The organism is Elizabethkingia bruuniana, assembly GCF_002024805.1.
GTDB lineage: Bacteria > Bacteroidota > Bacteroidia > Flavobacteriales > Weeksellaceae > Elizabethkingia > Elizabethkingia bruuniana.
In genome coordinates, this window is record NZ_CP014337.1 from 3,806,955 (window position 1) to 3,827,148 (window position 20,194).

The 20,194-nt window shown below is 37.8% G+C and carries 16 protein-coding genes and 3 tRNA genes; 10 read left to right on the forward strand and 9 right to left on the reverse strand.

Going from position 1 to position 20,194, the window contains the following annotated elements:
* The first annotated feature begins 215 nt into the window (after positions 1–215).
* The gene (locus AYC65_RS17865) at positions 216–863 is read left to right on the forward strand and encodes a C40 family peptidase (protein WP_034871867.1); all 648 of its coding nucleotides are present in this window, start codon (positions 216–218) and stop codon (positions 861–863) included.
* Positions 864–1,359: 496 nt separating this feature from the next.
* Here AYC65_RS17865 and rodA read toward each other — a convergent pair whose 3' ends face one another.
* The 5 genes from rodA to AYC65_RS17890 are packed head-to-tail and all read right to left on the reverse strand — an operon-like array spanning position 1,360 to position 6,973.
* Positions 1,360–2,589 (reverse strand): rod shape-determining protein RodA, encoded by a 1,230-nt coding sequence (rodA, locus tag AYC65_RS17870; protein ID WP_034871866.1) that lies wholly within the window; start codon positions 2,587–2,589, stop codon positions 1,360–1,362.
* 1 nt (position 2,590) lies between these two features.
* A complete protein-coding gene (locus AYC65_RS17875; RefSeq protein ID WP_034871864.1) occupies positions 2,591–4,579 on the reverse strand; it encodes a peptidoglycan D,D-transpeptidase FtsI family protein in 1,989 nt (662 codons plus the stop codon).
* Positions 4,576–5,079, reverse strand: a complete 504-nt coding sequence (mreD, locus tag AYC65_RS17880; protein ID WP_034871863.1) for a rod shape-determining protein MreD — start codon at positions 5,077–5,079, stop codon at positions 4,576–4,578. Before mreD ends, AYC65_RS17875 begins: the two co-directional genes overlap by 4 nt.
* The gene (gene mreC / locus AYC65_RS17885) at positions 5,069–5,917 is read right to left on the reverse strand and encodes a rod shape-determining protein MreC (RefSeq protein ID WP_034871861.1); all 849 of its coding nucleotides are present in this window, start codon (positions 5,915–5,917) and stop codon (positions 5,069–5,071) included. The genes mreD and mreC overlap by 11 nt, the downstream gene beginning before the upstream one ends.
* Positions 5,918–5,947: 30 nt before the next feature.
* Entirely contained in the window at positions 5,948–6,973 is a 1,026-nt protein-coding gene (locus AYC65_RS17890) for a rod shape-determining protein (RefSeq protein WP_009089961.1), read from the reverse strand.
* A 460-nt stretch (positions 6,974–7,433) separates the two neighbouring features.
* Here AYC65_RS17890 and AYC65_RS17895 point away from each other — a divergent pair, with 460 nt between their 5' ends.
* The 6 genes from AYC65_RS17895 to AYC65_RS17920 all read left to right on the forward strand — a co-directional run bounded on the left by AYC65_RS17895 (position 7,434) and on the right by AYC65_RS17920 (position 16,994).
* Positions 7,434–9,026 (forward strand): DNA/RNA non-specific endonuclease, encoded by a 1,593-nt coding sequence (locus tag AYC65_RS17895; RefSeq protein ID WP_078674601.1) that lies wholly within the window; start codon positions 7,434–7,436, stop codon positions 9,024–9,026.
* Positions 9,027–9,054: 28 nt separating this feature from the next.
* Complete coding sequence (locus tag AYC65_RS17900) at positions 9,055–10,518, forward strand: fimbrillin family protein (protein WP_034871859.1); 1,464 nt, start codon at positions 9,055–9,057, stop codon at positions 10,516–10,518.
* 139 nt (positions 10,519–10,657) lie between these two features.
* Positions 10,658–13,408 carry a TonB-dependent receptor gene (locus tag AYC65_RS17905; RefSeq protein WP_034871857.1) on the forward strand — a complete coding sequence of 917 codons (2,751 nt, stop codon included), beginning with the start codon at positions 10,658–10,660 and terminating at the stop codon, positions 13,406–13,408.
* A 12-nt stretch (positions 13,409–13,420) separates the two neighbouring features.
* The gene (locus tag AYC65_RS17910; RefSeq protein WP_234300392.1) at positions 13,421–14,776 is read left to right on the forward strand and encodes a DUF5689 domain-containing protein; all 1,356 of its coding nucleotides are present in this window, start codon (positions 13,421–13,423) and stop codon (positions 14,774–14,776) included.
* A 10-nt stretch (positions 14,777–14,786) separates the two neighbouring features.
* On the forward strand, positions 14,787–15,833 hold the full coding sequence (locus tag AYC65_RS17915) for an endonuclease/exonuclease/phosphatase family protein (RefSeq protein WP_034871855.1): 1,047 nt from the start codon (positions 14,787–14,789) through the stop codon (positions 15,831–15,833).
* Positions 15,834–15,854: 21 nt separating this feature from the next.
* Positions 15,855–16,994 (forward strand): clostripain-related cysteine peptidase, encoded by a 1,140-nt coding sequence (locus tag AYC65_RS17920; RefSeq protein WP_034871854.1) that lies wholly within the window; start codon positions 15,855–15,857, stop codon positions 16,992–16,994.
* A 67-nt stretch (positions 16,995–17,061) separates the two neighbouring features.
* Here the strand turns inward: AYC65_RS17920 and AYC65_RS17925 are convergent, their stop codons facing one another.
* The 4 genes from AYC65_RS17925 to AYC65_RS17940 all read right to left on the reverse strand — a co-directional run bounded on the left by AYC65_RS17925 (position 17,062) and on the right by AYC65_RS17940 (position 17,824).
* Positions 17,062–17,445, reverse strand: a complete 384-nt coding sequence (locus tag AYC65_RS17925; protein WP_034871853.1) for a VOC family protein — start codon at positions 17,443–17,445, stop codon at positions 17,062–17,064.
* A gap of 127 nt (positions 17,446–17,572) precedes the next feature.
* Positions 17,573–17,656 (reverse strand) — tRNA-Leu (locus AYC65_RS17930).
* Positions 17,657–17,662: 6 nt separating this feature from the next.
* Positions 17,663–17,738: transfer RNA gene (locus AYC65_RS17935), tRNA-Gly, on the reverse strand.
* Positions 17,739–17,742: 4 nt separating this feature from the next.
* Positions 17,743–17,824 (reverse strand) — tRNA-Leu (locus AYC65_RS17940).
* 176 nt (positions 17,825–18,000) lie between these two features.
* Between AYC65_RS17940 and AYC65_RS17945 the strand changes: the two genes are divergently transcribed.
* The 3 genes from AYC65_RS17945 to AYC65_RS17955 all read left to right on the forward strand — a co-directional run bounded on the left by AYC65_RS17945 (position 18,001) and on the right by AYC65_RS17955 (position 19,958).
* Entirely contained in the window at positions 18,001–18,384 is a 384-nt protein-coding gene (locus AYC65_RS17945) for a DUF3127 domain-containing protein (RefSeq protein WP_009089942.1), read from the forward strand.
* A gap of 62 nt (positions 18,385–18,446) precedes the next feature.
* Complete coding sequence (gene aat, locus AYC65_RS17950) at positions 18,447–19,082, forward strand: leucyl/phenylalanyl-tRNA--protein transferase (RefSeq protein WP_034871851.1); 636 nt, start codon at positions 18,447–18,449, stop codon at positions 19,080–19,082.
* Complete coding sequence (locus AYC65_RS17955) at positions 19,083–19,958, forward strand: DMT family transporter (protein WP_034871849.1); 876 nt, start codon at positions 19,083–19,085, stop codon at positions 19,956–19,958.
* Positions 19,959–20,194: the final 236 nt, after the last annotated feature.

Genomic DNA, 20,194 nt, shown 5'->3' on the forward strand with positions numbered 1-20,194 from the left:
AATTTGTTAAAGAATCTTAATAAAAAGAAACCGCAAATCGCCAAAAAAGGCAGTTTGCGGTTTCTTTTTTTTTAACACTCTCTATATAAACGTTAAAAAGTGTTAAAATGTACAGGGTGCATGGTGGTTGAGCAGTGCTCGAAAAACACCTTTGTCTAAATTTGTGAAGCAATTTTCAAAAAAAGAGTACATTTTAACACAGTAATTAAATATATATGAAGAAAAGAATTTCACTTTATTTAATAGCAATTGTAGGAGCTATGTCACTACAATCGTGTGTTTCTAATTATGTTGTTTCCAGTCCTGTACAATACAAAACCGATGCCAAACTGGCGAAACTAAGCCCGAAAAAAATAGCGGAAGCTAAAAAAGAAATCAAAGAAAATGTAGGCGAATCTGTGGCTACATTTGCGAGCTTAGAGAAGGCGGGAATGGAAGAAGCATTAAACGCATCAGTAAAAAGAAATAATACAATCGATAATGTCCTGAAGCAGGCATATACATACCTTGGTACACCGTACCGTTTAGGCGGTACAACTAGAAGCGGAATAGATTGTTCTGCTTTTGTTTTGTCAGTATATGAAGAAGCTACAGGTGTAGAATTACCAAGAGTAGCGGCATCTCAGGCTCATGAAGGAGAAGCTATAGCAAAAGAAAACTTACAGAAGGGAGACCTTATTTTCTTTGCACATTCAGGAAGAGGAAGAATTTCTCACGTAGGAATTGTTGAAGAAGTAACATCTTCTGGTGAAATTAAGTTTATCCATGCTTCTACATCAAGAGGAGTAATGGTGTCTTCACTGGATGATTCATATTGGAGAGGAAAATACAGATCTGCGAAAAGAATTATTTCAGAGAACTAGTATTTTGTAGAATAAATGAAAATAACAAAAACAAAGCCTTTAGATTTCTAAAGGCTTTGTTTTTTATAGGTCGTATTTAAGTCCTAATTTATACAAGTGAATCTTACTCAGGAAAACAATGTTACTGTCTGTAAATGGCTTTTATATTCGTTATTATATCCTTGACACAATTATAGTGTCATAATCTTAATATATTTATCTGGCAATTAACGAACGGCTAGAATTCTTTGTAAAAGCACGAGCCTGTTTATAATACTCTTCAATAATTTAGTTCGTCAAGCTCACTATAAACTCATTACAGGCTCTGGCTCATATTGACATTGCTCGTGTCAATTATCCTCTTCTTTGAGCTGTCAGGCTCAGCCTGTCTTTTTTGAATTAAGATTTAAACAGACTCTATATTAATGGATAATACCGGAACTATATGGAAATATATAGACAGGATTAGCTAATCCCGATTGTCAGGGAGTGTATTATAAGCTTAGAATAAAACGGTTTATACCAGACTATTGCGGTCTGCGTAGTTTAGTTTGAAGAATATAAATGTCATCATAGAAAAGGCCAATAAGGAACTACCTCCATAACTGAAATAGGGCATAGGAATACCAACAGTCGGAAATAAGCCCATAACCATGCCTAAATTGATGCAAAAGTGTAAAAGAAGTATAGAGGCAAAGCTGTAGCCAAAAACCCTGTTAAAAGTACTTTTCTGCTTTTCTGCCAAATAATATATTCGCCCGATATACAAAACATAACAAATAATAAGCGTAGCACTTCCTATAAAGCCCCATTCTTCGCCTACTGTACAGAAGATATAATCGGTTTGTTGCTCTGGTACAAACTTACCTTGAGTTACAGAACCTTCTTTATAGCCCTTTCCCCATAGTCCTCCGGAACCAATAGCAGTTTTGGAATATAAAAGGTTGTAACCAGAGGTGTCACGAAACATTCTTTCACCTTTATAAAGGACCTCAATTCTTTCTCTCTGGTGTTTAGGTAGCTTTTCAAGGATTTTTGGAGAAGCCATAGCCAATCCGCTCAGAACAAGTACCGAGCCGACAATAGAAGCGATGGATATAATATTCCAGGAGATTTTGTAGTAGTTAAAAAAGATAAGTAATCCAGTAATAATAAGAATTGCTAAAACAACATAAAGCGGGTTTATGGCCAAAGAGACTAAGAAAACCACAGCAAAAAGGAAACCTAAGCCAAATAGCCATCCACTAAGCCCCTCACGGTATAAGGCTATAAAAAAAGCGCCAAATACTAAAAGTGATCCTACATCCGGAATCGCGAGAACGACAACTGCAGGAATCGCAATAATACCAAGAGCGGTCCACAGGGATTTCTTATTTTTTATATTAAAATCGGGCCCGGCAACATAGTTGGCTAGCATAAGAGCTGTTCCAATCTTAGCAAACTCTACAGGCTGCATGGTAAAGCTTCCGAATTTATACCAGTTTTTCTGACCTAAAATCTCTTTTCCGAAAGGAAATAAACCAATAAGTAATAATACCCCGCCAACATAAATAATCGAGGCCATATTCTCGAAAAACTTATTCCGGGTAAAAAATATGATAATACCAACAAACACAGAAAGACCAAAGAATACCAATTGCTTCTTACCTAATTCGGCATCTACACTATTGATATTTGCAATAGCGAAAATACAAAGCAGGAAGTATAATCCTAGTCCTAGCTTATCAATTCCTTCGGCCCACTTCATACTAATTTTTGGTTTTATTTTGTTGCTGCGGTTTCGGTTGTTCCGCGGATATTCTCAATGCCCTCAGGCTATCTTCTGTTTTTTTCTTTTTCTGGATAGAATCTTGTTTGTTAGGCTCTACATAAAGGCCTTTTCTCTTCAGGTCAACAATCCATTGTCTCTTATACTCCGGCATAAAGCTGGAAGTTATCATTTTTTTGTACAGGTGCTCACGTTTAAGCTCACCGGTTATATATTTTTCAGCTACTACTGTTGCAGCAGGACCTGCCCATGTGGCACCGAATCCGGCATGTTCCATTACTGCTGCTACCACAATTTTTGGTTTGTCCGCAGGTGCAATCAGAACGAAAATAGAGTTATCCTTACCCTGTGGAACCTGTGCTGTACCTGTTTTGGCCAGCTGTGTAAAGTCTGAAGATCTCAAACTTCTTGCTGTACCGGCTAATACCACCTGCTCCATACCTTTCAGAATTGGCTCAAAATGCTTAGGATCTACAAGAGTTTTGTGCTTTTCCTTAAAGCGAGGGTCTGGATTAGGTTTTCCGTTGACAAGTTTTACAATATGTGGTGTTATATACCACCCTTTGTTGGCAATTGCAGCAACTGCATTAGCCATCTGAAGAGGCGTAAGAAGTACATCTCCCTGTCCCATACCATTGAATATAGCTCCGTTTCTGGTAATATCGGAGAACCAGTTTTTAGTTCCACTTCTTTTTTCATAGAATTCTCCGGACGGAATACGTCCTTTGGAACCAACGGCTAAGTCATTGTTCAGGAATTCACCAACGCCAAAGCTATTCATTATTTTTTTCCATTCGTCCACTCCTTTGGTAGGATCTCCCGGATATTTATTCATAATTGAAATAAAAGCATAGGAGAAATAACAGTTACTGGAAACTCGTATTGCAGGGATCAACGGATCAGCTCCGCCATGCCCCTTAATTCTCAGACCTCTGTAATTAAATCCACCACCACAAGGATATACTGTCTTTTCATCCATTACACCCATCTGCATCCCGGCCAAAGCTGTGAGTAGTTTGAATGTAGATCCCGGAGGATAAGCTGCCTGTAATGATCTGTCGAATGTTGGTTTGTTATCGTAAAGTGTATCTACCTGTAGTCTGTACAGGTTTTTATTTTTCTCAGGACCAGTAAACTGATTCGGATCGATATCCGGACCGGAAGCTAAAACCAGAATTTCTCCGTTATTAGGATCTATAGCGACAATAGCGCCATGTTTGTTAACCAGCATTTCTTCAGCTATTTTCTGAAGGTCATAGTCTATTGTCAGTGTTAGGTCGTCCCCGGGAACAACTTGTTTATCCAGTTTACCATCTTTATACGAACCAATATTTCTCAGACGGATATCTTTTTGGATATACTTCATTCCTTTAACACCGCGAAGCTGCTTTTCATAAGATTTTTCGACTCCGGTCATGCCGGCAATATCACCCGGAAGATAATAGGTGGAATCTCTTTTGATATAAGAAGGGTTTACCTGATTGGTATAACCTAAAAGGTTTCCTGAAGTATTTATTTCGTATTGCCTTTGTGGTCTCGAAACAATTGAAAATGCAGGATATTTAAAAATACGTTCCTGAATTCTGGCAATATCCTCTCTTCCCAAATCCTTGATAAAGGTCATAGGAGTAAGCTTCGAGTAATATTTTTCGGCCTTTACCTCTTCTATACGTTGAATAAACTGTGTTTTGTTCATTCCTACCAGGGTGCAGAAAGAAATAGTATCAAAATCAGGCTTCATAAGCGCCTGAGTGAATGATATTTCGAAGGAAGGCTGGTTACCTACCATAATTTTACCATTTCTGTCAAATATGACACCGCGCTGAGGGATAACATATTCGATTTTAATAGAGGTATTGGCTGCATTCAAAGCATACCTGTCGGTAAACAACTGTAAATAGGCCAAGCGCGCAACGAAAATGCACGCGATAATACTAATAAAGGCCAATATTCTGAAATACGGTTTCACACTTTTTGTTTGATTCTAAAAATTAAGGCATACAGGAGGATAAATACAAATGAAATAATTGTAGTAAAAATAACATTTATAAAGACTTCCAGAATTCTGCTCAATTTAAAAAATTCAAGATATTGTACCAATAGCTGATGGATAAAAATATTGATAAATATAAAAAACAAAAATTGTGTCCACTGAATGGACTGAAATGAAAAGCTATCAGCTTCATTAGATATAGAAGACTGAAATAATTGTGTTCTGAAATAAGCTATAAGACATGTAGCAAATGCATTAATTCCCCATGTTCCAAGGAAAGCATCAATACCAAGGCCTAATAAAAAGCTTGAAAATAAATAAATATAATTATTACGGTAGAATGGATAGAACATTACAAAAATAGGGTATACCACGGGAATATATCCGGAAATTACAAGTCTGTTAAACAGAAATATTTGCAACGCAATAAGCAATGCAATCATTAAAAGGTCTGTTATAACATTTCTACTTACCATTCTGCACTTTGATTAAAGTATCCTGAATTTGTTTTGCAGGCATTTTTTTAAGGTTATTCACGATGAATACCTTCTGGGTCTGCCCCAGTTTTTCACTCAGCTCTACTGAGATATCCCAGAAACCGGTTTTTGGATCTACATCATAACCGGCAATTTTTCCAATCATAATTCCTTTTGGAAAAATAGAAGATTTACCATCAGTAACAACGGTATCTCCGATTTTCAGCGGAACATATTTTGGTACATCCGAAAGATGCATCGTTCTGGAATCTTCACCTCTCCATGTTAGTGTACCAAAGTACCCCGAATTTTTAAGAGAGGCATTGATTCTTATTTTGTGGATACTCAGTACAGATTGTACAAGAGAATAATTGCTCGTTGTATTAATTACAATTCCTGCAATCCCTTGTGGTGAAATTACACCCATTTCTGGTGCAATTCCCTGCTGAGACCCTCTGTTTATAGTAAAATAATTATCACTCCTGTTAATAGAGTTAAAGACAACATCGGCATCTACAAATGTGTAAACCTGTTCTCCTTTTACAGAGTCATTTACTTTTGTAAGTTTTGCAGGACCCGAATAATCCTTTCCGTAAAGCTCTATCATAAGGGCTTTATTTTGGGCAACGAGATCTTCATTTATCTGTTTTAGTTTCAGATAATTAGTTCCTTCGTCTATATATCCGGAAATCCTGGAGTTAAAAGCAGAAGTTTGTGCAGCAATAAAAGACTGCTGCATAGAATTTTTTCTGAAAATTAAGATTACAGCAATAATCTGCAAGACGATAAAGAAGACGAAGAATCCATTCTTCGAAAATAATCTTATCAGAAAGCTCATTTAATTTTCAGAGGGAATATAGGGTTATAATTACTTAATCAGGAAGTTAAATTTGTCCATGTTTTTCAACGCGATACCAGTACCACGAACTACAGCTCTAAGCGGATCTTCAGCTACGAACACAGGTAAACCTGTTTTTCTGTGAATTCTGTCGCTTAAACCTCTTAGTAAGGCACCACCACCAGCTAAATAAATACCAGTTTTGTAGATATCAGCCGCCAATTCCGGAGGTGTAAGAGATAGTGTTTCCATTACAGCATCTTCAATGCGGATAATAGATTTGTCTAATGCACGTGCAATTTCTTTGTAACCTACCATAATCTCTTTAGGCTTACCAGTGATAAGGTCTCTACCTTGTACCGGAATATCTTCAATTGGCATATCCAGTTCTTCAACTGCGGAACCAACCTCAATTTTAACTCTTTCAGCAGTTCTCTCCCCAATATACAAATTGTGATGAGTTCTCAGATAATATGCAATATCATTAGTGAATACATCACCTGCAATTTTCACAGATTTATCACAAACAATACCTCCTAATGCAACAACTGCAATTTCGGTTGTACCACCACCTATATCGATAATCATATTACCTTCAGGTTTTTGTACATCAATACCAACTCCTATTGCAGCGGCCATTGGCTCATAAATCAGACGAACTTCTTTAGCATTCACTTTTTGGGCAGAATCTCTTACAGCGCGTTTTTCAACTTCAGTAATACCAGAAGGGATACAGATTACAATACGTAAAGCTGGCTGGAAAAGTTTTCCTTTGATTCCCGGAATTTTTTTGATGAATTCCTTAATCATATGTTCAGAAGCTTGGAAATCAGCTATAACCCCATCTTTAAGAGGGCGGACAGTTTTGATATCTTCGTGGGTTTTTCCCTGCATATGCTTAGCCTGCTCTCCAACGGCAATTGGCTTTCCGGTGGAACGCTCTATTGCAACGATAGAGGGCTGATCGATTACAATTTTATTATTATGGATGATCAGCGTATTCGCCGTCCCAAGGTCAATAGCAATTTCTTGCGTGAACATATCAAATAAACCCATTTCTTTCTTCTGATTTTTAAGTTGACAAAGATACAAATTAAACATACAGACTTTCTGCCTGCTGCAATAATTTTAGCATAAATTTAACGCAAAAAAACAAAATTTCTTGTGTTTTACTGCAAATGTTTTAATATTAAAATTTTCTAATCTTTTACAAAAGGTCTTTAACAGTACAATTAATATTAAATTTTTATAAATCAGAAAATTCAACAAATTTTTCACCCGCAAGTGGATTATTTACCTGTGGAGAGAAAACTATAAAGTCTCTGACAGTGCCACAAAAGTAAAAATCATGTAATTATTTTCGTATAGCATTAAATATTTTAATTTATATAAACTTAAACGGCCTAATAATGTGTTTTTTTTCTTTGTTAACACATTTGTAATAGAGAGTTAACACCCATATTTTCTTTTTGGCTTATTTTCGCTGAGTTAATTATGATAATTTTTTATAAATAGGATGAGTAGTTTATTTAGTGATTTTAAAAAGCTGATGAAAAGAGGATGGCTTTGTATGCTGGGTGGTTTAGTATTATCTCTATATTCCTGTAGTAAGGAATATGAAGCCGTTTCTAATGATAATACGGAAAAGGGTGTTTATTTTTCGAGCTCGATAGCCGGAGGATATAATACAAAAGCCCAGGGTACACAATGGAGTCAGAATGATTCTATCGGTATTTTTATGTTTAAAAATGGAAGTACACTAAATGAATCATCTATTATAAATAATGGATTTAATAAGTCATTTATTACATCAGGTAATGGAAACTTCTCTCCAAAGAAAGCAACAGACCGCCTGGAATTTACTACAGGAGTAAAAACTGATTTTGTAGCTTATTACCCATACAGAAATACAAATGGATTAACACTGAATCTTGATGTCTCTGATCAGAAAGATCAACAGTTTCTTGACTTTATGTATGCTCAAAATACATCAGGTTCCGAAGCAGGTCAGGGACCTGTGAAATTAGCATTCGACAGACAAATGGCGAAACTGGAACTTAAAATAAAAGGAACTAATCTTAGTGGATTGAAAGCTGTTTTCACAGCCATGCCAACTTCAGCGGCTTTTAACCTTTCATCAGGAGAGTTACTGCCTAAAGCTGATGTAAAGGATATTCCGGCAAAAGTTTCTCTGAATGCATCCAATGAAACTATTGTTGAATGGACATTGTTCCCGGGCGCAATAAGTTCACAACAGAAAGTAGTATTTACTAAAGCAGACGGATCAACTTATACATGGCAGCTTGCTGCGAATACCACATTCCAGAAAAGCTACCGTTATCAGTATGATGTAACTTTAGGGAAAGATGGAGTAGATCCTGTTCCTACTGTGAAATATATGGAACAACCCGTTATCACTGCAGGAGAAAATATACAATACAACCTGAAAATGTTCTCTCCGGGAAGAAGAAACTTTTCAATGTTATATGATACTAACTATAAACTTGCATATTGGGTGGCTTATCCATTGAGCAGTAGTTATTTAGGGTCTGCAAAAAGAACGGATGCATGGGCATATGATCCTTCTATTAATCCTATTTATCAGGCAAACTTATCTAGAGGATATCCTACTAATGGATTGGATCGTGGTCATCAAATGCCAAGTGCTGACCGTACAGCAAGCACTGCAGAAAATGCAACAACTTTCTACTATACCAACATGACCCCGCAAAACAGTACCTTAAATCAAGGAATCTGGGCTAATCTTGAAGGTAAGATCAGGGTATGGTCTGCGCAGACCGATACACTATATGTTGTAACAGGAGCTATGGTTACAACAAAGACGGATAAAAACGTTGACTTCGTAATGGATAATAGTAATAAACAGGTTGCAAAGCCTAAATATTACTACAAAGTATTGGCTATGAAGCAGGGTGGAAGTTATTATACCATAGGCTTCAGAATGGATAATGCAGCACCGGCTAATTCGGATTACATGCAGTATACAACAACCGTTAGTGCATTGGAGGAAGAAACAGGATTTACTTTCTTCCCGGCGCTAAGCAAGGATGTTAAAGGAACGATAAATACACAGATCTGGCGTAAATAATAAATTTAGTAACAATCAACCTTTAAAAATGGGAAAAAATCAACTTTTGGGGCTAAGCACAGCTTTTGCCCTGGCACTTCTTGTGCAATCATGTAAGAATGATGACTATCGTGATCAGGGTCCGGGAATGGGAGGAAATGGGAAAGCTCAGTTCACTTCTTCTATCGGAGGAGCTCCTACAACACGTGTAACAGGTAATACCTGGGATAGTAAAGATGCTATTGGTGTTTTTATGAAGCAAGGAACTGGTTTATCCAATGTTTTGGCTTCAAATAAAAAATATACAACAGAAGGGAATGGTAATTTCTCCGGAGACGGATCAGAAGTTATCAATTATCCTGATACGGGATCAGTAGACTTTATTGCATACTATCCGTATACTGCAAACTTATCAGGTACTACATTGCCTGTTTCTGTTGCTACACAAACCAATCTTTCTGCTATCGATGTATTGTATTCCAACAATGCAACAGGTTTAAGCAAAACTTCAGGAACAGCTAACCTGAACTTTGCTCACAAACTAGCTAAAATTGAGTTAACTGTTAAAGCAGGAAACGGAGTAGCAGATGTAAATGGATTATCTGTAGCTTACAAAAATGTAAACACAACAGCTTCATTAGATCTTGCAACAGGAACATTAAGTGGTGCAGCAGCGCCAAAAGATGTAACAGCAAAAACTACAGCAAAAGCTCCTGCTCAGTTTGTAGAGGCTATATTGCTTCCGGGAGATTACTCTGCGAAAACAGTAGTATTTACATTAGCTTCAGGGACATATACATGGACTTTACCTGCAAATACAACGTTTGATGTAAACAAAAAATATACTTTTGATATTACATTACAAACATCATCTACAGGTAATCAGGTAGCAGTAACAGGAGCTGGGACGATTACTGATTGGACTAATGTACCAGGAGGTTCAGTTAATGTAGATAAAGATGGAGGAACTGATCCGGGACCTGGACCAGGGCCAGGACCTGGTGGAACTGAGCAAAATATTTTCGTAGAAACTTTTGGGGGTTCAGGTACAATTAGTAATACACCTATAGCAAGCTTTACAGGTTGGGATAATCAAAATGTAACTTTTACAGATTCATTTGGTACAGCATCGGTTCGTAGTGCAGGTACAGTAGCTCAAGCTCATAATATTTGGTTTCCTGCTGCAAATGGGACTACTGTAACAGGAGCTGCTTTGAAAATTGATGGAATTAATACAAATGGAGTTACGAAATTAAAGTTAACGTTTGATATGTTATCTAATGTAACTGGAGCAGGAAAAACATTTGATTTGAATGCAATGACATTTAAGTATAATGGAATTACTTATACAATACCGAGTACAATTTCTACTGATAACAAGACATATTATCCAATAACAATAGATCTAAGTTCAGCTGCTGCAAGTGCGACAGGAACATTAGAATTCATTACAGGATCTACTAATACTGTTGGGATGCGCGTACTTAATATCAAATTAGTAGGTACAAAATAATCATTATTAGAGAAGATTAATAACATTTTTGCAGGGGGGTTAAAGAGAGCCATTACTTCTGATACATCTGAAAACAGTGTTGATGAAAGTCTTAAAGGTTCTTTTAGACTCCCTTGTATTTTTATCTTAAACAATTACTATGCGTAAAAAACTATACGTATTGTCTCTTCTCCCCATTTGTGTTCAGATGGCTTATGCGCAGCAAAAAGCGCAATTGTCCGGGACGCTGGTGGATGAAAAGAGTAAAACACCGATCATCGGAGCAGTGGTTTCGCTTGAAAAAAGCAAGCAGAGAACCACAACCGGATCTGATGGCGGATTTGTTTTTGTAAATCTTGATGCCGGGGAAGACCAGCTTGTGGTGAACTCAGCAGGCATCAGACCATACAGAAAGACAATAACGATAAATACCGGAGAATCTAAAAAATTACCTGTAATATCTTTGGTGCAGGAAAACCAAATTGATGTACAGTCTATTTTAGGGGTTATTAATGACGATGTGCTAAGGGATGATGAAGATGTTAACGGTCAGGATATCCGGTCAACAGTTATTATGTCAAATGATCTTTATCTAAACAAAGCAGGATTTAAACTTTCTCCTTTTCGTTTCAGAGTAAGAGGTTATGAACCTTTATTTGAGCAGACTTATGTAAATGGAGTCGTAGCAAATGATCAATACCGCAGGGTATTCAATTATGCTTCTATCGGAGCATTGAATGATCTTACACGTAACGGAGATGCTGTTAATTATAATAATGGTGGAAGTTATACCTTCGGAGCGATTGGTGGCGCAGAAAATATTAACATGCGCGCAAGTTCTTATGCGAAAGGTGGAAAGGTGACAGGATCTTATACCAACAGAAATTATTATGCACGAACAATGTTCAGCTATTCCACAGGGCTTATGGATAACGGATGGGCCTTTACAGGGGCTATTGGAGGGCGCTATTCCGATGAAGGTTTTATAGACGGAACTTCTTATCAGAATATATCTTATGCTTTATCTGTTGAAAAGCAATGGGCAAAAGGTGCGCACTCCCTGTCACTTGTTACTTATGGATCTCCTGTAGTACGAGGACAGCAAGGGGCTTCTTTTCAGGAAGCTTATGACCTGACAGGTAATAACCTGTATAATCCTAACTGGGGTTATCAGGACGGAAAAGTTAGAAACTCACGTATGGTAACAGCTTATGATCCTACTGCAGTTCTTTCACACATATGGAAAATCGATGAGAAAACATCCCTTACTTCCGGAGCTTTAGTTCACTATGGGCGTTATGCAGGTTCGGCTTTGAACTGGTATAATGCTATGGACCCCCGTCCGGATTATTACAGGTATCTGCCATCTTATTTTAGTATGGATGCCTCTAAAACAGATACAACAACATTCGATTATTATCAGAATCTCTGGAGATCTAAAGATCCGAATGTAACACAGGTAAACTGGGCAGAAATGTACCGCCAGAATATGGATCCTGAGAACAGGAGAAAATATAATGGCGCTGCACTTTATATGGTAGAAAAGCGTCACTCTGACCTATTGGAAGGAACGATCAGTTCAACTTTCAATAAATTGTACGATAATAATATGCGTCTTACAGCGGGAGTAGAAGCCCGCAGGTCCCGATCATATCAATATAAGACAGTAGCTGATCTGCTTGGAGCAGATTATGTTCTGGATAGGGATAAGTTTGCAGAAAGAGATTTTCCGGGAAATAATGATACAAAGCAAAATGATTTGTTGTTTCCGGATCGTAAAGCCTATGTAGATGATATTTTTGGCTACGATTTCAACCTGGATATTAATGCTGTTAATGCCTGGGTAATGAACAGCTACCAGACACATGCTTTAGATTTCTTTTATGGTGCAAAATTCACTTATACAGATTTTCAGCGTCAGGGAAATATGATGAACGGACGCTTTCCGGATACTTCTTACGGAAAAGGTGCTAAATATAGCTTTACGGACTTTGTATTTAAAGGAGGAGCTACTTACAAATTTAATGGAAGACATTTCTTAACGGCCAACATTAGTTATGGAACCGAGGCTCCTATACCAGACAGAGCTTATGTCATGCCAAGGGTTACAGAACAGGTCGTTAAAGGACTAAGCAGTTCTAAAATTTTTGCTACAGATATTAACTATGTATTCTCTATGCCACGCTTGTCGGGAAGGGTTTCACTTTTCCAGACCAATTTCTATAACCAGTTGGAGCGTATGGCTTTCTATCATGATTCACAACGTACGTTTGTATATCATAACCTTACAGGAGTAGACAAAGTGCATCATGGTATCGAAGCTGCTGCTACATACCGACTAAATGATAACTGGAGCTTTGATTTTATGGGTACAATGGCGGAATATTACTACAATAATAATCCGATGGGTATTATGAACTCAGAGAATGGGAAAGTAGTAGATGCAGAAGAAAAAGTATACATGAAAAACCTTCATGTATCCGGAACACCACAATTTGCCGGCGTATTGTCTGCACGTTATTTTCATAATTACTGGTTTTTTGAGCTGAGTGCTAATGCCGTTGCAAGAAATTATATATCGGCTTCAGCAATGCGCAGGCTGGCATCTAACTATGAAAACGTGAATCCTAATGATGAAGCCAGTTACAATGCCTACAAAGAGCTTACAACTCAGGAACGTCTGAGTGATGCTGTAACAATGGATGCTTCTATTGGAAAGCTGGTGTACCTTAAAAGCAAGCAGGCTCTTAATTTAAGCTTGTCGGTGATGAACCTTTTGAATAACAAAAATATCCGTACAGGCGGATACGAACAGGGGCGTCTGGATGTAACATATCCAAACCGCTTCGCCTCCCGCTATTTCTATATGCAGGGAATCAATATCTTTTTTAATGTAAGCTATAGATTTTAATACACTATGAATATGAAAACAATAAAATACTTGTTTTTTGCAATATGTATGCTGGTGCTCCATGTATCATGTGAGCGTGATTATACACCACCACCACTTAATGAAGCAAAATATACAGGACCTTTAGATAATATCTCCATTGCACAACTAAAGCAACGTTTTACCAATATTACAACTCCTCAACTTATAGAAGATAATCTTGTTATCAAAGGGATTGTTACGGGGAACGATGAGTCAGGAAATATATATAAGCAGATTTTTGTACAGGATGCTTCCGGTGGTATTTATCTGGGAGTAGACCAGAATTCTATATATGCCAGCTACCAGGTAGGTCAGGAAGTCTACATTCAGCTGAAAGATTTGTTTATGGTTAAATACGGTGGTGAACTGCAAATAGGGATGGGATCTACTAATGCAAACCGTATCAGTTGGGAAATGTTTAAAGCGAAAGCATTCCGTAATTCCTGGCCAAATGTAGCAAATGCAACACCACAGGTAGTAGAACTGAATAAACTAACCAGTGATATGGTATATAAACTTGTTGAAATAAGAGGTGTATACTTTGTGAAAGGGGGTAAAAATGCATTTACAACCGGAGATGCTATTACAAGTGAGCAGGTAAAAGATGCATCCGGAACAACATTGGATGTACGTACAAGTAATTTCTCTGATTTTGCAAAAGATATACTTCCGGTAGGTAAAGGAACACTTGTCGGGATGCTGGGACGTTATAACGGAACATGGCAGCTGACACTGCGTACAAAAGCAGATGTTAAAAATTTCGATGGCAAGCCTATTGAGCCGGAAAAGCCTCAAACAGGATCATTCTTTAAAGAAACATTTGGTACAGGAACATACCCATCCGGAAACAGACCAAAAATCAGTGAGTTCAAGGACTTTGATATGAAGGCGCCTGTTGTTTATACAGATGATTCCGGTGTAGCAGATATTCGTAGTGTATCTGGGGATAATGGTGCACATATATGGCTTCCGGCAACTAAGGATGTTATAATTAAAGTAACGGGAATAAATACTCAGAATAAAGGTGATGTAAGCTTGAGTTTCCAGCTGGCAGCTAACTTATTCGATGCAGGAAGTGCAGCAAATATCAATAATATTCAGCTAAAAGTAAATGGCGTAATCGTAGCGTTGCCAAATCAGCCGTTGACGAATGCAGGTGGAGATAACAGTAAATTTTATACGGTAACAATCCCGGGAATTGCTCAGGCAGCGAACCTGACACTTGAATTTATTTCTGCAGCAGACTCTAACAAGGTAGGTTTCAGGCTGGATAATATTGAATTAACCGGAGGTTCTTCCAATGGTGGTAATCCAGGCGGACCTATTATTGTAACGCCAACAAAGTAGACGAAGAACAATGATAAAGACTAAATCGTATAAAGCAGCATTAGTTTTTCTGATTCTTCTGGTGCAGTCAAATCTGATGACTGCTCAGCAAAAACAGTATCAGGTATACACTGCAGCTTTTTATAATCTGGAAAATCTTTTTGATACAGAAGCTGATCCTGCAATCAATGATACAGAGTTTACACCTGCAGGATCTAACAGATGGACTATTGAAAAGTACAATAAAAAGCAGGCAAATATGGCGAAAGTAATTTCGCGTCTGGGTAAAAAGTACAGTCAGACAGGACCTGCTTTTATAGGTCTGTGCGAGTTGGAGAACAGAAAAGTTCTTGAAGATCTTGTAGCACAGCCGGCTTTAGCCTCTGCAGGCTATGGTATTGTTCATTACGATTCCCCGGATCGACGCGGGGTAGATGTTGCTTTATTGTATAATCCTGCATTGTTTAAAGTAAAGGATTCAAAAACATTTGCTTACCATATTAAAGATATGCCAGAGTATAGAACGAGAGATATTCTTCTGGTAAAAGGAGAATTAGCAGGTGAAGATCTGCATGTGCTTGTTAATCACTGGCCATCCCGTTACGGCGGCAAATCTTCTGAACTAAGAGAGCATGCTGCAGCAATAGTGCGTAAAGTAGTCGATTCTTTATATGCAGCGGATGATAAAGCTAAGGTTGTTATTATGGGTGACCTGAATGATGATCCAACAGATAAAAGTGTCCGTGTGGTATTGGGAGCAAAAAAGTACCAGAGTGAAGTAGAAAAAGGCGGGCTTTTTAATACCATGTGGCAGCATTATGATCGAGGCATAGGCTCATTGGGTTATCAGGGAAAATGGAATCTTTTTGATCAAATTATCGTTTCGGAGCCTTTGTTAGGAGAAGATAAAGCATCTCTTAAATTCTGGAAATCTGAAATATTCAATCCCGAATTTCTTATTACTCAGGAAGGACGCTATAAAGGCTATCCGTTCCGCACATTTTCAGGAAATGTATTCCAAAATGGATTTTCAGACCATTTCCCTACGCTTATTTATTTGGTAAAAGAATTAAAGTAGATTATTATTTTTGCAGGAATTATGCGTACAATTAAACTTATATATTTTTTCTTTACACTGCTTGTTGTGACAAGCTGTTCAAGAGATGATGACAGTCCTTCGGGTAACAATGCCGTTGCGGCTCGTACTGTAATGGTCTATATGGCTGCTAATAACAGTCTGGCATCGGATGCCTATACCAATCTCAATCAGATGGAAGAGGGCTTTACCGGAATAGACGGAAAATTAATCGTTTATGCCCGCATCTTTGGACAGGAGCCTAAAATATATGAAATTGTCCATGATACAAGTCCTGACATTAAAAGTAAGGTACTGAAGAAATATGGAGATCATAATTCTTCTGATCCTGCGGTAATGAAAATGATATTTGAAGATATGAAAAGCCTGGCTCCCGCAAATTCATACGGAGCCATACTTTGGTCTCATGCTACAAACTGGGTGCCTGCAAATCTTGGCCAGCTAAAAACACGTTCTTTTGGTGATGATAATTCTAAAAGTATGGATGTGCAACAGCTGAAATCGGCTTTGCCGGCAAATCTGGATTTTCTGATTTTTGATGCATGCTCCATGGCTTCTGTTGAGGTGCTTTATGAACTTCGTAATGTGGCTCCTTACATATTGGCTTCCCCAACGGAAGTGCTTAGTGTGGGAATGCCTTATCATCAAATCGGTCGTTTATTGTATACGCCGGATGTTAAAACGGGACTTACAGAGACCGCTAAAGCCTATGTTGAATATTACCGTCAGAAATCAGGTTTAGAGCAGTCTGCTACCTTTTCTGTGGTCGATACAAAGCAATTGCCATTGCTGGCTCAGGAAACAAAAAAGCTTCTGCAGAATAACCCGGATGTGATTGCTAAAATTGGCAGAAACGGAGTACAGCGTCTGGACCTGGACCCGAACACTCCTGTTTCTGCGTATGATTATGCTGATATGCTGGATAAATATTTCCCTCAGGAGCAATTGGTATCAGTAAAGAGTGCTTTGTCAAAAGCGGTAGTATATAAAGCGAATACACCAAACTTCCTGGGAAAACCCATTAATGCATTTTCAGGACTTTCATGCTATATTCCGATTGAAAGCGAAGCCTATTTAGCTCCTTTTTATAAAACGCTAAGCTGGTCTCAGGATTCAGCATATGGCATGCTGCTTCGCTGGTAATAAATAAGCTTAATTGATAAAAAGTAAAGGCTGCTCAATTCTTAGGCAGCCTTTTATAATTTTTTGATTATCCGATGTAGTTACTTAGTTCGATGAGGTTATTATCAGGATCTCTTAAATAAACTGAACGTATTTTTCCAAGGGAACCAGTGCGTTCAACAATACCTTCAGTGATTTGAATATTCTTAGTCTGAAGTTCTTTTAAAACATCCTCTACATTGGTTTCTGTAATAAAACATATATCTGCTGAACCAGATGTAGGGTGCAGGGCTTTAGGTTCAAATTCGTGCCCTTTCTGGTGTAAATTTATTTTCTGGTTTCCAAAACGAAGTGCTTTTCTGTTGTCCCCGAAAGTGACTAATTCAAAGCCTAAAACCTCAGTATAAAACTGTACAGCTTTTTCTATGTCAGCAACTGTTAATACAATATGATCAATGCTGGTTATCCTCATTTCATGTTTACTTTATAAATAAGTTTAAAAATAGGGATTTTTATTTTCAGATATCTATATAGAGAGGGAAAGGATTAGGCTATAAACGAAAAAAGCATTGTCAATCAAAGATTAACAATGCTTTTTGTACCCCAGACGGGACTTGAACCCGTACGCCCAAATGGGCACAGGATTTTAAGTCCTGCGTGTCTACCAATTCCACCACCAGGGTGTGAAGTGGAGCGAAAAACGGGATTCGAACCCGCGACCCCAACCTTGGCAAGGTTGTGCTCTACCAGCTGAGCTATTTTCGCATAGTGCGGATGAAGGGACTCGAACCCCCACGCCTCACGGCACCAGATCCTAAGTCTGGCGTGGCTACCAATTACACCACATCCGCTTTATTTAAAGAACTTCTCTATCGTTTTTGTGAGTGCAAATATAGAGACAATTTGTATTCCCTCCAAATTTATTTTTAAAAAATTTCATTTTTTTTTTAAATCGACAAAAAGTCACTTCCGCTTATTACTCTTCATTCCAATTTTATTACCTTTACAATTCGTAAAAAATATTGAAATGGAATTAATAGGTACAGTAAAGAAATTATTTGATGTTCAGACTTTTAACAGCGGTTTTCAGAAAAGAGAATTGATTCTTCTGACTCAGGAACAATACCCGCAGCCTATAAGTATAGAGTTTTTATCAGATAAAATTGATTTGCTCAATACTATTTCAGAAGGAGAGCAGGTAAAGATCGGAATTAACATTCGTGGTAGAGAATGGCAGGCGCCGGATGGTCAAATCCGTTACTTCAACTCTATTACAGGATGGAGAGTAGAAAAAGCAACAGGTGATTTTAATGAGCCGGTTCAGGCTGCTCCTATGCAGGCTAATCAATCAACTGCAAGTCAGGATACCAATGTATTTGGTAACGATGACGATGATGATTTACCATTCTAATCAGAAATCTTTATACCATCATATAAATCCTACTGTTTATCGAGTAGGATTTTGTTTTTCCTATGTATCAGCTAGACCCTAATGATATTTCTTTCCCGGATCCGGCATTATATAATCCGGAAGAAGGGCTTATGGCTTTTGGCGGAGATCTTTCCGTCGAAAGAATCTGGTTTGCCTATCAGCTGGGTATTTTTCCATGGTTTAATGAAGGCGAAGAAATATTGTGGTGGTGCCCGGATCCGCGATTTGTTTTGTTTCCGAATGAAATAAAGATTTCAAAATCTATGCGTAAGGTTTTTCGTGATGAAACATTTTCTTTTACCGAAAATCAGTGTTTCATCGAAGTAATCAGGAGCTGTAAAGATATTTACAGAGAAGATCAGGACGGAACCTGGATAACTGATGAGATGGAGGAAGCTTATATAGAGTTACACAGACTCGGGAAGGCAAAAAGTATTGAGGTCTGGCAGGATGAAGAACTGGTTGGTGGCTTGTATGGGCTTGACCTGGGAAATGTTTTCTGTGGAGAGAGTATGTTTGCGAAAGTAAGTAATGCCTCAAAAGCCGGTTTTATTTATTTCGCAAAAAAATATCAAGGGACGTATGATGTGATAGACTGTCAGGTTTATACGGCTCATTTAGAAAGCCTTGGAGCAAGGATGATAGACAAATTAGACTATTTAAACTTTTTAAAATAAATGGATACGAATAAGGAAAAATGGGTTCTTCTGATGGTGCTTACTTTAATATGGGGTTCATCATTTATCCTGATTAAAAAATCTCTGCAGCATTTTAATCCTTTTGAAGTAGGAGCATTGAGAATTCTGATTGCTTCTCTGATTTTGATGCCACTTGCCATAAAACACCTGAAGAGCTTTCCTGTAAAACATCTGAAATGGGTTGTAGTCGTAGCGCTTTGTGGTAATTTTTTTCCAATGTTTCTGTTTCCGATAGCAGAAACCAGAATCAGCAGCAGTATTGCCGGAATTATCAATTCTATGCTGCCTATTTTTGTAATCATAGTTGGGCCTCTGCTGTGGGGAATTAATTCGACAAAGAAGCAGATGATTGGTGTTGCTATTAGCTTTGTTGGCGCTTGTATTCTGATGCTGGCTTCCAAAAATGAAGGAGGTTCTATTGAGATCATTCCTATTTTATTGCTTTTACTGGCGACAGTGTTTTATGCTATAAACGTTACAACAGTTAAAGCGAAACTGGGTTCAATTCCCGCGAAAATGTTGTCAGCCTATGTTTTTTCATTGGTATTATTTTTACCTTCACTCGTTTCGCTGGCTTTTGCAGGTTTTTTTACCAACTTTAAAGCAGATGCCAACTTCTGGGAAGGCCTAGGCTTTGTTTCTCTGTTATCTGTTTTTGGGACAGGCCTGGCGATGATGCTTAATTATCGTTTGGTAAATATCTCGACACCTCTGTTTTCCTCTTCAGTGACTTTGTTGATGCCTATCGTTGCTGTAGGCTGGGGAATTATAGACGGAGAAACTTTAAATCTGGTACAGATTGGTGGTGCTATGCTAATTGTTTCAGGTCTTATTTTCCTGAGGACAGGTAAATAAAATAAAAAAACTGCGAGCGGAACGCCGCTGCAGTTTGAAATAAATCTAATAAAAAGTAAAAATGAAAGGCGACAAAGGTAAGTGTTTTTTTATTTACCCTCCAAATTTATTTTTCAAATTCTGAATTGTATTAAAAATAAGGATGTTCGAAGAATATATTGCATTGAAGAAACAAGATGAATGAACATTATTATTCCCGAAATACATAATAAGGTACCTTAAATCGAATCAGATGC